This window comes from Rhodanobacter thiooxydans LCS2 (assembly GCF_000264375.1).
GTDB lineage: Bacteria > Pseudomonadota > Gammaproteobacteria > Xanthomonadales > Rhodanobacteraceae > Rhodanobacter > Rhodanobacter thiooxydans.
This window is the reverse complement of the sequence record NZ_AJXW01000095.1, coordinates 14,834-28,775: the sequence shown is the minus strand read 5'-3', so window position 1 is coordinate 28,775 and position 13,942 is coordinate 14,834. Positions and strand designations below refer to the sequence as shown.

Annotated in this window: 11 protein-coding genes; 7 read left to right on the top strand and 4 right to left on the bottom strand. The window is 66.3% G+C overall.

Translation table 11 applies throughout. The features are described 5' to 3' along the window. Positions 1-130: 130 nt before the first annotated feature. Positions 131-1,024, top strand: a complete 894-nt coding sequence (rbsK, locus tag UUA_RS16405) for a ribokinase (RefSeq protein WP_008438888.1) — start codon at positions 131-133, stop codon at positions 1,022-1,024. On the opposite strand, the gene mnmE is transcribed toward rbsK, so the two are convergent. The 4 genes from mnmE to rpmH all read right to left on the bottom strand — a co-directional run bounded on the left by mnmE (position 1,025) and on the right by rpmH (position 4,850). Continuing rightward, positions 1,025-2,368 carry a tRNA uridine-5-carboxymethylaminomethyl(34) synthesis GTPase MnmE gene (gene mnmE / locus UUA_RS16400; RefSeq protein ID WP_008438887.1) on the bottom strand — a complete coding sequence of 448 codons (1,344 nt, stop codon included), beginning with the start codon at positions 2,366-2,368 and terminating at the stop codon, positions 1,025-1,027. Between the two features lie 128 nt (positions 2,369-2,496). Then, positions 2,497-4,233 (bottom strand): membrane protein insertase YidC, encoded by a 1,737-nt coding sequence (gene yidC / locus UUA_RS16395; RefSeq protein WP_008438886.1) that lies wholly within the window; start codon positions 4,231-4,233, stop codon positions 2,497-2,499. 63 nt (positions 4,234-4,296) lie between these two features. Further along, the gene (gene rnpA, locus UUA_RS16390) at positions 4,297-4,701 is read right to left on the bottom strand and encodes a ribonuclease P protein component (RefSeq protein ID WP_081491591.1); all 405 of its coding nucleotides are present in this window, start codon (positions 4,699-4,701) and stop codon (positions 4,297-4,299) included. A 14-nt stretch (positions 4,702-4,715) separates the two neighbouring features. Beyond that, entirely contained in the window at positions 4,716-4,850 is a 135-nt protein-coding gene (gene rpmH, locus UUA_RS16385) for a 50S ribosomal protein L34 (RefSeq protein WP_008438884.1), read from the bottom strand. Between the two features lie 193 nt (positions 4,851-5,043). On the opposite strand from rpmH, the gene dnaA reads away from it, so the two are divergent. From dnaA to UUA_RS16355, 6 genes are all read left to right on the top strand, one after another. Next, positions 5,044-6,375 carry a chromosomal replication initiator protein DnaA gene (gene dnaA, locus UUA_RS16380; protein ID WP_008438878.1) on the top strand — a complete coding sequence of 444 codons (1,332 nt, stop codon included), beginning with the start codon at positions 5,044-5,046 and terminating at the stop codon, positions 6,373-6,375. A gap of 247 nt (positions 6,376-6,622) precedes the next feature. Next, positions 6,623-7,723, top strand: a complete 1,101-nt coding sequence (dnaN, locus tag UUA_RS16375; RefSeq protein ID WP_008438876.1) for a DNA polymerase III subunit beta — start codon at positions 6,623-6,625, stop codon at positions 7,721-7,723. A 96-nt stretch (positions 7,724-7,819) separates the two neighbouring features. Beyond that, positions 7,820-8,899 carry a DNA replication/repair protein RecF gene (gene recF / locus UUA_RS16370; RefSeq protein ID WP_008438875.1) on the top strand — a complete coding sequence of 360 codons (1,080 nt, stop codon included), beginning with the start codon at positions 7,820-7,822 and terminating at the stop codon, positions 8,897-8,899. A 95-nt stretch (positions 8,900-8,994) separates the two neighbouring features. Then, positions 8,995-11,427, top strand: a complete 2,433-nt coding sequence (gene gyrB, locus UUA_RS16365; RefSeq protein ID WP_008438873.1) for a DNA topoisomerase (ATP-hydrolyzing) subunit B — start codon at positions 8,995-8,997, stop codon at positions 11,425-11,427. A 270-nt stretch (positions 11,428-11,697) separates the two neighbouring features. Next, a complete protein-coding gene (locus tag UUA_RS16360; RefSeq protein ID WP_008438872.1) occupies positions 11,698-12,963 on the top strand; it encodes a tetratricopeptide repeat protein in 1,266 nt (421 codons plus the stop codon). A 221-nt stretch (positions 12,964-13,184) separates the two neighbouring features. After that, a complete protein-coding gene (locus UUA_RS16355; protein WP_008438865.1) occupies positions 13,185-13,844 on the top strand; it encodes an energy transducer TonB in 660 nt (219 codons plus the stop codon). Positions 13,845-13,942: the final 98 nt, after the last annotated feature.

Here is a 13,942-nt window from a genome sequence, read left to right as displayed (position 1 = left end):
AGGGGAGGGTCGGGGTGGGGTCGCTCTTCGCTCTCTCTTCCGCGAAACCATCGCGGCTGCAGCCGCGCCTGCCAGCCACAGCGGTTAAGCTCTCCGCCTCGATCGTGAAACCGGAGCAGGGGAGCAAAAAATGACGCGCATCGTCGTCGTGGGCAGCATCAACATGGACCTGGTCACCCAGGCACCGCGCTTCGTCGGCCCCGGCGAGACCATCCTGGGCGACCGCTTCCTTACCGTGCCCGGTGGCAAGGGCGCCAACCAGGCCGTGGCTGCGGCGCGGCTGGGTGCCGAGGTGGCGCTGATCGGCGCGCTCGGCCGTGACGCCTTCGGCGACCAGCTGCATGCCGGCCTCGCCGCCGAGCGTGTCGGCCTGGATCACGTCACGCGTCTCGACGGCAGCGCCAGCGGCACCGCCTCGATCACCGTCGCCGGCGGCGAGAACCAGATCATCGTGGTGCCCGCCGCGAACGCCCGCGTCGCGCCGGCGCAGGTCGAGGCAGCGCAGTCGCTGATCGGGCGCGCCGATGCCGTGCTGGTGCAGATGGAGATCCCGCTGGAAACGGTGGAAGCCACGGTGCGCTTGGGCCACCGCCTCGGCGTGCCGGTGATCCTCAACCCCGCCCCCGCACAGAAGCTGCCGATTGACTGGCTGCAACTGGCCCGCTACGTCACCCCGAACCAGCACGAACTGGCCATCCTGCTCGGCGCCGATCTGCACGAGGATTTCCGTGATCTGATGCGGCGCTCGCCCTGTCCCGTGGTACTCACCCGCGGCGGCGAAGGTGCGTGGTACGGCGACGGGGGCGATCCCGTCCATCAGCACGGCTTCAGCGTCGAGGTGGTCGACAGCACCGGCGCCGGCGACACCTTCAACGCCGCGCTGGCGGTGTTCCTGAAGGACGGCCTGCCCGAGGCCGTGCGCAAGGCCTGCGCCGCCGCCGCACTGTCGGTCACCCGGCTCGGCGCACAGGGCGGCATGCCCAGCCTGGGTGAAGTGGATGCCTTCCTCAGGCAGGCCGGTTGATCACTTGCCGATGCAGAAGCTGGAGAAGATGGCCCCGAGCAGATCGTCGCTGGTATAGGCGCCGGTGATCTCGCCCAGCGCGTGCTGGGCCTGGCGCAGGTCCTCGGCGGCGAGTTCGCCGGCGCGGCTGGTGGCGAGCACGGTGGCAGCGTGGTCGAGATGGGCGCGCACGTCTTCCAGTGCGATCACATGGCGGCGGCGCGCGCTGAAGGCGCCTTCGCCGACGCTGGCACCGGCAAGTTGCTTCAAATGTTCGCGCACGGCGTCCAGGCCTTCGCCGGTTTTCGCCGAGGCCCACAGCCAGCGGATGCCGTCGCGGATCTCCGTGTGCGGCGTGGCGTGGGCGAGGTCGATCTTGTTGATGAGCACGAGGCGTTCGGCGCCGGCGGGCAGGGCGTCGAGCAGGGCGAGGTCGGCGCCGGCGTGGACCGCATCGGTGACCAGCAGCGCGGCGTCAGCACGGGCGAGCTCCCCATGCGCGCGGCGCACGCCCTCGCGTTCGACTTCGTCTTGTGTCTCGCGCAGGCCGGCGGTGTCGGCCAGTTCCAGCGCGACGCCGTCGAGGCTGAGGTTTTCGCGCAACACGTCGCGGGTGGTGCCGGGAATCGCGGTAACGATGGCCCGCTCGCAGCCGGCGAGCGCGTTGAGCAGGCTGGACTTGCCGGCATTGGGACGACCCACGATGACGACCTTGAAGCCGTCGTTCAGGCGCACGCCGCGTTGTGCTTCGCGCAGCAGCCCGGTCAGTTCGGCGCGCAGGTTGTCGAGTTGCGCGGTGACGGCCGGGTCGGCGAGGAAGTCGATTTCCTCTTCGGGGAAGTCGATCGCCGCCTCGATATGCACGCGCAGCGCGATCAGCGCCTGCAGCAAGGCATCGACCTTGCGCGAGAACACGCCTTCCATCGACCGCAGCGCGGCGCGCGCGCCGGCCTGCGAGCGGGCGGCGATGAGGTCGGCAACGGCTTCGGCCTGGGCCAGGTCGAGCTTGCCGTTCAGGAACGCGCGCTCGGTGAATTCGCCGGGACGCGCCAGCTGCGCACCGAGTTCGCACACGCGGCGCAGCAGCGCATCGAGCAGCACGGCGCTGCCGTGGCCCTGCAGTTCCAGCACGTGCTCGCCGGTGTACGACGCCGGGGCGGGGAAATGCAGCAGCAGGCCGCGGTCGATCAGCTCGCCAGCGCCATCGCGGAATGCGGCGAAGTGCGCATGGCGCGGCTGCGGCGCACGGCCGAGCAGGGCCTGCGCAATCGCCGGTGCCGCCGGCCCGGAGACGCGCAGCACGCCCACGCCGGCGGCGCCCGGTGCACTGGCGATGGCGGCGATGGTGTCGGTGTTACGACTCATGCGTGGCAGGTTAAACGAAGACGGCCGCGACGGTTGCCCGGCACGGCCGCTTTATTGAGGAGTGCGGCCAGGGATGGCCCCGTTTGATCTTCGCGATCAGGGACGATCGCAAAAGCAATGGCCAGGCATCAGGCGGCCTTCGGCGCCGCCGTGTCCTCGCGGTCGACGTGGTGGGTGATCCACCACTGCTGGCCAAGGCCGACGATGCCGTTGACGGCGTAGTACAGGCACAGGCCGGCAGGGAAGAAGGCGAACATCACGGTGAACAGCAGCGGCATCACCTTCATCATCTTCGCCTGGGTCGGGTCCATGCCCGCGGCGACGGGGTTCAGCCACTGCGTGCCCAGCATCACCAGCGCGTAGATGATCGGCAGGATGTAGAACGGATCGGGCGCGCTCAGGTCGGGAATCCACAGGAACGGCGCATGGCGCAGTTCCAGGCTGTACTCGAGCACGAAGAACAGGCCGTAGAAGACCGGGAGAGTGATCAGCACCGGCAGGCAGCCGCCCATCGGGTTGACCTTCTCCTTCTTGTACAGCTCCATCATCGCCATCTGCATCTTCTGCTTGTCGTCGCCGTAGCGCTCCTTGAGCGCCTGCACGCGCGGCTGCAGCTTGCGCATGCGGGCGCTGGAGCGGTACTGGATGGCGGTGAGCTTCCAGCTCAGGCCCTTGATCAGCAGCACCAGCAGGATGATCGCCACGCCCCAGTTCTTGGTGATGGCGTGGAACTGCGACAGCACCCAGTGCATCGGCACGGCGATGATCTTGAACATGCCGTAGTCGATGGTGAGGTCCAGCCCCGGCGCCACCGCGTCCATGGTGCCCTGCTTGTTCGGGCCGACGTACAGGCGCGACTGGCTGGTCAGGCTCTGTCCCGGCGCCACGCTGAGCGCGGGGCCGACGGTGCGGATCAGGTAGCGCGGGTGCGCGCTGTCCGGGTTGATGGTCTGGGTGATGTACTGCTCGGTCTGGCCGGCCGGCGGGATCCAGGCGGTGACGAAATACAGCTTCAGCATCGCCGCCCAGCCGCCTTTGATCGAGGCGTTGAGCTGGTCCTTCGGTTCGGCGAAGTCCTTGAACGGCAGCTTCTCGAACTTCTCGCCGGTATACCAGGCGGCGCCCTGGAAGCTGCGCGTCTCGGGGTTGGTGTAATTCGACAGCCAGCTGCCGGCCTTCGGCGGCTCGACCCGCAACAGCTGCTGGTAGGCGTTGCCCTGCCACGTGGTGGCGGTGCCGTTGTCGATGCGCTGGCTGACGCCGATCACGTAGCTGCCGCGCTTGAACGTGTAGGTCTTGGTGACCTTGAGGCCGGCGGCATCCTGCCAGGTGAGGTCGACCTTCAGCTCGTCCTGGCCGTCGGCCAGCGCGTAGGCGGTCTTCTCGGCGTGGAACAGCGCCAAGTGGTTCGGCTGGTCCCCCGACGCGGTGTCGCTGCTGCTGACCAGGCCATTCTGGGCCACCGCATAGTGCGCCTCGTCGCTGGACAGCAACACGGTCGGTGGCGGGTTCGGCGCCTTGTGCGTGCGCGGCGTTTGCGGGTAGGCCAGCAGGTCGGCATGCACCAGGCTGCCGCCGCGGGGATCGACACTCAGCTTCAAGACGTCGGTGGTGACGGTGACCAGCTGCGCGGTCGCCGGTGCGGCATCGCCGGCGATCGCCGGAGTCGGCGCGGTGGCAGCGGCGGCGCTCGGGATCGCGCCGGGCACGCTGCCGTCGGCCGACGGGACCGCCGCGCTGGCCGCATTGGCCGCGCTGGCGACTTCGGCCGGCGGCGGCGGTGCGTAATCCTTCTCCCAGGCCAGGAACAGGAAATAGGCCACGGCCAGCAGGGCGAACATGAGGAAGGTGCGCGTTTGATTCATCGCGTAGCAGATCCGGGTAACGCCACGACACTTGTCAACGCCGCGGAGACAGGAAGGAAAAGGTCAGCGTTCGATTGTGCGGGTGTCGCCGGCGGGCTTCAATGGCCTGGACGTCGCGGCATGGCCGGCCTGCAGTTTTTTCCACAGGCCGTCGAGTTCGGCCAGCAGCTGCGGTCCGGCTACGCCGGCGGCCTGTTCGCGCGCCATCACCATCATGTCGACCGCCGGCAGTTGGTGGCGCACGCGCCGGAACGATTCGCGCAGCAGGCGCTTGATCCGGTTGCGTTCGACCGCGCGCCTGGAGACGCGCTTGGAGATCGCCAGGCCGAGCCGGGCATGGCCGAGGTCGTTGTCGCGGTAGCGCATATGAAAACAGCGGCCGCCTGCGCGTCCGCTGCTGGTTCGCAAGGCGGCGAAGTCCCCCGGCCGACGTAACCGCGCTTCGCGCGGCAGTCCGGCGTTGGCCATGACGCTCGTGCCGATTACGGGATCAGGCGCTTGCGGCCCTTGGCGCGACGGGCGCTGAGGACTTTGCGGCCGTCGGCGGTGGCCATACGGGCACGGAAACCGTGCGTGCGTGCGCGCTTGAGCTTGCTGGGCTGGAAGGTCCGCTTCATGGGTTGCTCCGAAGGGAATGTGGATAAAAAGGTTGGAAAGTATGTGGGGTAGCCGTTGCCGCTGTCAAATGGCCGTGGTCGGTACCCTGTGGATACCGGTGTGGATATGTGGCGGCCGAGGGTGCGGGGGAGGCTGCTAGACTAGCCCATCACCCCGCGCGCAAGCGCTCCGAAGCTGTGGTTGATTTTATCCATGAGTGATCTGTGGCGGCGCTGCCTTGAGCGCCTCGAAGGCGAGCTGAGCGCCGAAGACCTGCATACCTGGCTGATGCCGCTGCAGGCGCGCGAAGATGCCAACGGCCTGCAGCTGTTTGCGCCCAACTCCTACACCCTGGACACCGTGCGCGGGCGCTACCTGGGACAGATCGAGGCGATGCTGCTGCAGCTTGCCGGCAAACCGTGCCCGGTGCGGCTGGAGGTCGGCTCCAGCACGGCGCGGCCGGCCGCGCCGGCCAAGACGGCGGCGGCACCCCGGGTCGCTACGACCCCGACGGCACCCGCGTTCAACCACAACCTGGACCCGCACTACACCTTCGAGACCTTTGTCGAGGGCAAGTCCAACCAGCTCGGCAAGGCCGCCGCCATGCAGGTGGCCACCAACCCCGGTCGCGCCTACAACCCGCTGCTGCTGTACGGCGGCACCGGCCTGGGCAAAACCCACCTGATGCACGCGGCCGGCAACCTGATGCGCGAGCGCAACCCGGACTGCAAGGTGTTGTACCTGCGCTCGGAGCAGTTCGTCGGCTCGATGATCGAGGCGCTGCGCGCCAAGAGCATGGACCAGTTCAAGCTGCGCTTCCGCTCGGTGGACGCGCTCTTGATCGACGACATCCAGTTCTTCGCCGGCAAGGACACCACGCAGGAAGAGTTCTTCCACACCTTCAATGCGCTGTTCGAGTCCAAGCAGCAGATCATCCTCACCTGCGACCGCTACCCGAAGGAAGTGGACAAGCTGGAGCCGCGACTGAAGTCGCGCCTGGGCTGGGGCCTGTCGGTGGCGATCGAGCCGCCGGATTTCGAGACGCGCGCGGCGATCCTGCTGGCCAAGGCGCACGACAAGGGCGTGGCGGTGGACGAGCACGTGGCGATGCTGCTGGCCAAGCGCATCCGCTCCAACGTGCGCGACCTCGAGGGCGCGCTGAACACGCTGGCGGCGCGGGCCAACTTCTACGGCAAGCCGATCACCACCGACTTCGCCGAGGAGACCCTGCGCGACCTGCTGGCCACGCACGCACAGGCGGTCACCATCGCCAACATCCAGAAGATCACCGCCGAGTACTTCAACGTGCGTCTGCAGGATCTGCTGTCCAAACGGCGCGTGCGCTCGCTGGCGCGGCCGCGGCAGATCGCCATGACGCTGTCCAAGGAACTTACCGAGCACAGCCTGCCGGAGATCGGCGAGGCATTCGGCGGGCGCGACCACACCACGGTGATGCACGCCTGCAAGACGATCCGCAAATTCATCGAGACCGACGCGCGCATGCGCCAGGACTGGGAACAATTGATCCGCACGCTGACCGGTTGAGCAGGTGACGGCCGGCGAAGATTATGGATAAGCGAGGGCTCAAGCTGTGGATAATGGGTGGATGGATCCAGCGCTGAAGTTATCCACAAATCGCCCACCGCCATACAGCCCGTTCAAGCACACCCATAAACTCATCCAGTTTGTTGATTTACCGAATGAATTTCGGTTATGAAAGTTACCCACCGAACCAGCAACAACCACCAACTTCTTTTAAAGACAGAACAGCAGGCATAGGGGAAGCACAGTCATGCAATTCAGCATCCAACGAGAAGCTCTGCTCAAGCCGCTGCAGCAGGTGGTTGGTGTGGTTGAACGCCGCCAGACGCTGCCGGTGCTGGCCAACCTGCTGGTCAAGGTCGGCGCCGGCAAACTGTCGCTGACCGGAACCGACCTGGAAGTGGAGATGGTGGCCACGGCCGAGGCAGAGAAGCTGGTCGATGGCGAAGTCACCATTCCTGCCCGCAAGCTGTTCGATATCGTACGCGCCCTGCCCGACGGCGCGCGGATCGACCTCAAGCTCAACGGCGATCGCGTGGCGCTGAACGCCGGACGCAGTCGCTTCACGCTGACGACCCTGCCGGCCAGCGAGTTCCCCACCGTCGACGAGATCGAGCTGGTGGAAAAGGTCAGCCTGCCGGAAGAAGCCTTGCGCGACCTGATGGAACGCACGGCCTTCGCCATGGCGAACCAGGACGTGCGCTACTACCTGAACGGCATGCTGCTGGATCTGCAGGAGCACACCCTGCGCTGCGTGGCCACGGATGGCCACCGGCTGGCGATGAAGGAAACCGGTTTGCAGAACTCGGTGAGCACGCGCCGACAGATCATCATCCCGCGCAAGGGCGTCAACGAGCTGGTGGGCCTGCTGGAAACCGGCGATGGCCAGGTCGAGCTGGAGTTCGGCCGCAACCACCTGCGCGTGCGCCGTGGCGACGTGGTGTTCACCTCCAAGCTGATCGACGGGCGCTTCCCCGACTACGAGGCGGTGATCCCGCTGGGCGCGGACAAGACCGCCACGATCGATCGCGAGGTGCTGCGTGGCGCGCTGCAGCGCGCCGCGATCCTGTCCAACGAGAAGTACCGCGGCGTGCGGCTGGAACTGTCGCCAGGCAAGCTACGCATCGTGGCGCACAACCCGGAGCAGGAAGAGGCGGTGGAGGAGGTCGAAGCCGACACCCATGTCTCCGACCTGGCGGTGGGTTTCAACGTGGGCTACCTGCTCGACGCGCTGGCCGCGCTGCGGGGCGAACGGGCCCGGCTCAGCCTGCGCGACGCGCAGTCGAGCTGCCTGGTGCAGGAACACGACAGTGAGCAGGCCCGCCACGTGATCATGCCGTTGCGGCTCTGACGGCCAGCGCATGGCGCTCGCCACACGCGGCAAGGGCAGACAACGCCGGGGCTCCCGCCAGGGACTCCGGCGTTGCCGTTTAAGGGTATTTCCCGCATGAGGCTGGAGCAGCTTCGCGTGCGCGGCCTGCGCTGCCTCACTGAGGTCGGCGTGGCGCTGGATCCGGGTGTCAACGTCTTCGTCGGTGCCAACGGCGCCGGCAAGACCAGCGTGCTGGAGGCGGCATTCCTGCTTTCGCATGCACGCTCCTTCCGCAGTGGCGCGAAGGAGGCGCTGCTGCAACGAGGCGCCTCGCAGCTATCGATCTTTGCGGAATTGCGCCATGCCGACGAGCGGGTGTGCCGGCTCGGCCTGGGGCGGGGTGGCGTGCGCTGGGAGGCAAAGCTGGATGGTGCCAGCGTGGCGCTGGGGCAGCTGGTCGGCGAATGCGCGGTGGTCTGTTTTGAGCCTGGATCGCATGGCTTGATTGCCGGTGCGGCGGAGGAACGGCGGCGGTATCTGGATTGGGGCGTGTTCCACGTGGAACATGGCTTTCTGTCCACCTGGCGCCGCTACCAGCGTGCGCTGAAACAGCGCAACAGCCTGTTGCGAGCCCCCTCACCGCCAGCGGACGAGCTGTTTGCGCCGTGGGAGGCGGAACTGGCCCAGGCCGCCGAGCAGATCGACCGGCAGCGGTACAGCTACCTGGACCGGTTGCGCCCGAAGCTGCGGGACGGCCTCGCCGGCTTGTTGCCGGAACTGGGTACGTTCGAGCTGCGCTACCGACGCGGTTGGTCCGATGAGCTGGACCTGGCCCGGCAGTTGCGCGAACAGCGGGGCAAGGATATCGCTCGCGGGCACACCACCCTTGGCGCACATCGGGCGGACTGGGCGCTCACGTTCGAACAGGCGCCATTGCGCGAGCATCTGTCCCGCGGGCAGGAGAAGCTTACTGCGCTGGCTTGCCTGCTGGCCCAGGCCAAACTGTATGCGGAGCAGCGTGGTGAATGGCCGATCGTCTGCCTCGACGACCTCGCCTCGGAGCTGGACCTGGCCCATCAAACCGCGGTGGTGTCTTTGCTGCTGGCGGCGGACGCCCAGGTGCTGCTGACCGGCACCGAGTTGCCGGCCGCGCTGCAAGGGTTGCCCGCCCGGGTGTTCCACGTGGAACAAGGCGAGCTGACGCGCCTGCTATAATTGAAAGGTTGCATCTCCCGCGGATTGCATAACCCTGTCCGGCCATTCACGGCGCCGAGTCGGGCGGGTCGCTGGCGCCAGGAAACGGTCAACGCATGAACGAACCCAGCAACGAATCGCACTACGACTCCAGCAACATCAAGGTGCTGAAGGGCCTGGAAGCGGTGCGCAAGCGCCCGGGCATGTACATCGGCGACACCGATGACGGTACCGGCCTGCACCACATGGTGTTCGAAGTGGTCGACAACTCGATCGACGAGGCGCTGGCCGGCTACTGCGACAAGGTGGTGGTCACCATTCTCGACGACGGCTCGGTCAGCGTCAGTGACAACGGCCGCGGCATTCCGGTCGACATGCACCCGGAGGAGCACCGCTCCACCGCCGAAGTGGTGATGACGGTGCTGCATGCCGGCGGCAAGTTCGACGCCAACTCGTACAAGGTGTCCGGTGGCTTGCACGGGGTGGGCGTTTCCGTGGTGAATGCGCTGAGCGATCACCTGTGGCTGACCATTTATCGCGACGGTCATGAGTACCTGCAGGAATACGCGCTCGGCGAGCCACTGTACCCGCTGAAGGAGGTTGGGCCGTCGAACAAGCGCGGTACCACGGTGCGCTTCCTGCCCAGCCCGGCCACCTTCACCAGCAACATCGACTTCCACTACGAGATCCTGGCCAAGCGCCTGCGCGAGCTGGCCTTCCTCAACTCCGGCGTCACCATCGAGCTGAAGGACGAGCGCGGGGAAGGGCGGGCGGACACGTTCGCCTACGAGGGCGGCATCCGCTCGTTCGTGCAGCACCTGGCGCAGATGAAGACCGCGCTGCACCCGAATGTGATCAGCCTCTCTGCCGAGCAGGACGGCATCGTGGTGGAAGTGGCGATGCAGTGGACCGACTCGTACAACGAGGTCATGTTCTGCTTCACCAACAACATCCCGCAGCGTGATGGCGGCACCCATCTCACCGGTTTCCGCGCTGCGCTGACCCGCTCGCTGCAGAACTACATCGAGAAGGAAGGCCTGGCCAAGAACGCCAAGGTCGCGCTGTCCGGCGACGACATGCGCGAAGGCATGATCGCGGTACTGTCGGTGAAGGTGCCTGATCCGAAGTTCTCCTCGCAGACCAAGGACAAGCTGGTTTCCTCCGAGGTGAAGACCGTGGTGGAGCAGGTCGTCAACGAGAAGCTCGGCGAGTTCCTGCTGGAACACCCGAACGAGGCCAAGGCGATCGCCTCCAAGGTGGTCGACGCCGCTCGTGCCCGCGAAGCCGCCCGCAAGGCACGCGAGATGACCCGCCGCAAGGGCGCGCTGGACATCGCCGGCCTGCCCGGCAAGCTGGCCGACTGCCAGGAGAAGGACCCGGCGCTGTGCGAGCTGTTCCTGGTCGAGGGCGATTCCGCCGGTGGCTCGGCCAAGCAGGGCCGCAACCGCAAGACCCAGGCCGTGCTGCCGCTGAAAGGCAAGATCCTGAACGTCGAAAAGGCGCGCTTCGACCGCATGCTGGCCTCGGCCGAAGTCGGCACGCTGATCACCGCGCTTGGCACCGGCATCGGCAAGGACGAGTACAACCCCGACAAGCTGCGCTACCACCGCATCATCCTGATGACTGACGCGGACGTCGACGGCTCGCACATCCGCACCCTGCTGCTGACCTTCTTCTACCGCCAGATGCCCGAGCTGATCGAGCGCGGCCACATCTACATCGGCCTGCCGCCGCTGTACAAGGTGAAGCAGGGCAAGCAGGAGCTGTACATCAAGGACGATGCCGCGCTGAACGACTTCCTGATCTCCAGCGCGGTGGACAACGCCGCGCTGACCTACGCCCCGGATGCGCCGCCGATCACCGGCGAGGCGCTGGAGAAGCTGCTGCGTGGCTACCAGCTCGCGCTCGACCAGATTGCCCGGCTGGCGCATCGTTTCGATGCCGCCGTGCTGAACGTGTTGCTCGAGCACCAGCCGATCACACCCGCGCTGTGGTCCGATCCGGTGGCCATGCAAGCCTGGCTGGATGGCGCCGCGCAGCGGCTCGCGGCCAGCGGCCTGGGCAAGCCGCACTACCGCCTCACGCTGCGCCCGGCCGATGGCGAGCAGCCGGCCGCGATCGAGGTGGTGAAGGAGCAGCACGGGCTCAGCCATACCTGGTTGCTGCCGCAGCCGTTCTTCGCCAGTGCCGAGCTCCGCCCGATCCTGGCGATCAGCCAGCAGATCGCCGGCATGATCCAGCCCGACGCTGTCGTACGTCGCGGCAATGCCTCGCGCGGCGTGCTCAGCTTCCTCGATGCGCGCAACTGGCTGCTGGACGAGGCGAAGAAGGGTCGCAGCATCCAGCGCTTCAAGGGCCTGGGCGAAATGAACCCGGAGCAGCTGTGGGATACCACCGTAAATCCGGACACCCGGCGCATGCTGCAGGTCGGCATCGAGGATGCCATCGCCGCCGACCAGATGTTCTCGATGCTGATGGGCGAGGCGGTCGAACCGCGTCGCGATTTCATTGAGGCGAACGCGCTGAAGGTCGCCAACCTGGACATTTGACGCTCTCTCCGTCGACGCGAAGCTGCCCGCCGTGCCCGCCGCCCGGGACCGGTGGGCTCCGCGGCAGCCGGTGCCGAGCGCCGGCTGCACCGTGCAAATTTGGCATCCCACTGAACGCCACAAGCCAAGTAATTGATTTTTAACGGTCTTTTATGCGGCACTGCAACTTGTTATCGCGTGCCGGGTCGAGTTAGGCTTCGCAATCCCCCGCGTCACTACGACACGCCCGACATCACGAGGATCACCATGAAGCATGCCCGAGGGTTAACCATGCTGGCCGGCGTTGCGCTGCTGCTGGGCGTGGCCAGCAGCCCGGCTCTGGCGCGCAAGAGCGACGACGCCACACCCAAGAAGGAAGCGCTGTATCCGAACGCGACGCGCGCCGAGCCGAAACTCGACCTGACCAGCCCGAAGGACCAGAAGAGCCTCAACGACGGCTTGGACGCCGTCAACGAAGGCGACAAGGCCAAGGCCGAGCAGCTGCTGCAGCCGATCATCGACGGCAGCAAGAGCAAGTATGCCCAGGCGCTCGCCCTGCAGGGCATGGCCAGCCTCCACTACAACGACGGCGACATCAAGGGCGCCATCAGCACGTTGCAGCGCTCGCTGGCGCTCGGCGTGATGCCGAACGACACCTACTTCCAGCTGATGTACATGCTGGCGCAGTTCCAGTTGGCTGACGAGCAGTACCAGCCCGCGCTGGACACGGTCGCCAAGTGGCGCGCCGAAGGCAAGAAGGAAACCGCTGATTCGTACGCGCTCGAAGGCAACGCCTACTATCGGCTCAACAAGTATCCCGAGGCGATTGCCGCGATCACCAAGGCCAAGTCGCTGACCGACAAGCCGCAGCCGACCTGGGACCAGATCCTGATGGCCAGCTACTCCGAATCCGGCCAGGACGACAAGGCAGCGCAGCTGGCCACCAGCCAGCTCAATTCCAATCCGGGCGATCCGAACGCGCTCAACAACGCGGTCGCCGTGCTGATGCAGGCGCACAAGTATCCCGAGGCGATCCAGATGCTGGAGAAGGCCCGCGCCGCCGGCACGCTCACCAAGGACACCCAGTACGTGAACCTGGCCAAGCTGTACCTGATCGCCGGTCAGGAAAGCTCGGATCCGACGCCGAACGCTCTCAAGGCCCAGCAGGTGCTTGAGGACGGCATCGGCAAGGGCATCGTCAAGCCCGACGCGGAAACCTACGTGCTGCTTGGCCAGGCCGCCGAGATCGGCAACAACATCGACAAGGCGATCGGCTACTACAACAAGGCCATTCCGCTGGCCAGCGATGGCGAGGCCGCACTGCGCGCCGGGCGCCTGCTGTTGAGCGAGAACAAGTACAGCCAGGCCAAGGGCCTGGTCCAGCAGGCCCTCGACAAGGGCGTGAAGCACAAGGGCACGGCGTACATGCTGCTGGCCGAGTCCGAACGCGGCTTGAAGAACAAGCCGGCGGCGATCGCCGCGATGAAGAACGCCGCCAAGGATCCGGAGACGGCGGCGAAGGCAAGGGACTGGCTGAAAAAGACCGGCGCCGAATGACCGGTTGAAGCACGCGGCAGGCCACGGGTTGGAATGGACGTCCATATGCTTCACTCCCCGCGGTGCTATACAAATGTCATGTGCTGTTGTACCGTTTCAATCTTTCCCTGCGTCTCCCCAGTGGCAAGTTCCCTCCGGATCCGTCGAGGCATCTGACGATTCCGGGGTCAAGCCCTGCGGCAACGTTCTCCTCTGATCGATCAGCTCCAGACTAGTGACAGATGGCCTCAAGTAACGAAGAAATCGGGCGCGAGCCGTTTAGTTGGAAACGCACCTGGGCACTGGCAGTTGCCATCGGGCTGCATGCGTTTGCCTTCCTGTTGATCGTGGCGCCGATGGCGCCGCCGAATCAGAACCACAAGGAAAAGGAGCGCATCGTCCAGGTGAACTTCATCGAGCCGCCGCCGCCGCCGCCGCCGCCGCCGCCGCCGCCGCCGGAACCGCCGAAGCAGCCGCCGCCGAAGATCATCCAGCAGGTCAAGCCGCCACCGACACCGCCGCCGCCGACACCGCCGCCGGCGGTGGAAGAGGTTTCGGCGAATGCGACCCAGGCAGCACCGCCGGCGCCGCCAGCGCCGCCAGCGCCGCCGCCGGACATCACGGCCAGCTCGGATCTCAGCTACAACAGCCGGCTCCAGCCGAAGTACCCGCCGCAGGCCATCCGTCAGCGGCATGAGGGTACGGTGGTGCTGATGATCCTGGTGGGCGTGGATGGTTCGCCGAAGGACATCAAGATCGACCGCTCCAGCGGTTATCACGAACTCGATCGTGCTGCCATGGATGCCGCACGTCGTTGGCGCTTCAATCCAACGATTCGAAATGGACAAAAAGTTGAAGGGTACGCACGCGTTCCGGTCAACTTCAATCTCAACCAGCTGTAACCGGGTTCGCCCGGTTTACGGTTACAGTTCACGCTTGACTTCCCTAGGGTAGCGTTATGTTCCTACAGACTCCTGATACGACCGGTGCCGCACAGGCC

What these genes read in the sequence shown, in the direction of transcription:
- yidC (WP_008438886.1), bottom strand. Translation starts at nt 4,233, where the DNA reads ATGAATCAAACGCGCACCTTCCTCATGTTCGCCCTGCTGGCCGTGGCC.
- UUA_RS16360 (WP_008438872.1), top strand. Translation starts at nt 11,698, where the DNA reads ATGCTGGCCGGCGTTGCGCTGCTGCTGGGCGTGGCCAGCAGCCCGGCT.
- dnaN (WP_008438876.1), top strand. Translation starts at nt 6,623, where the DNA reads ATGCAATTCAGCATCCAACGAGAAGCTCTGCTCAAGCCGCTGCAGCAG.
- UUA_RS16355 (WP_008438865.1), top strand. Translation starts at nt 13,185, where the DNA reads ATGGCCTCAAGTAACGAAGAAATCGGGCGCGAGCCGTTTAGTTGGAAA.
- gyrB (WP_008438873.1), top strand. Translation starts at nt 8,995, where the DNA reads ATGAACGAACCCAGCAACGAATCGCACTACGACTCCAGCAACATCAAG.
- recF (WP_008438875.1), top strand. Translation starts at nt 7,820, where the DNA reads ATGAGGCTGGAGCAGCTTCGCGTGCGCGGCCTGCGCTGCCTCACTGAG.
- rpmH (WP_008438884.1), bottom strand. Translation starts at nt 4,850, where the DNA reads ATGAAGCGGACCTTCCAGCCCAGCAAGCTCAAGCGCGCACGCACGCAC.
- rnpA (WP_081491591.1), bottom strand. Translation starts at nt 4,701, where the DNA reads ATGGCCAACGCCGGACTGCCGCGCGAAGCGCGGTTACGTCGGCCGGGG.
- mnmE (WP_008438887.1), bottom strand. Translation starts at nt 2,368, where the DNA reads ATGAGTCGTAACACCGACACCATCGCCGCCATCGCCAGTGCACCGGGC.
- dnaA (WP_008438878.1), top strand. Translation starts at nt 5,044, where the DNA reads ATGAGTGATCTGTGGCGGCGCTGCCTTGAGCGCCTCGAAGGCGAGCTG.
- rbsK (WP_008438888.1), top strand. Translation starts at nt 131, where the DNA reads ATGACGCGCATCGTCGTCGTGGGCAGCATCAACATGGACCTGGTCACC.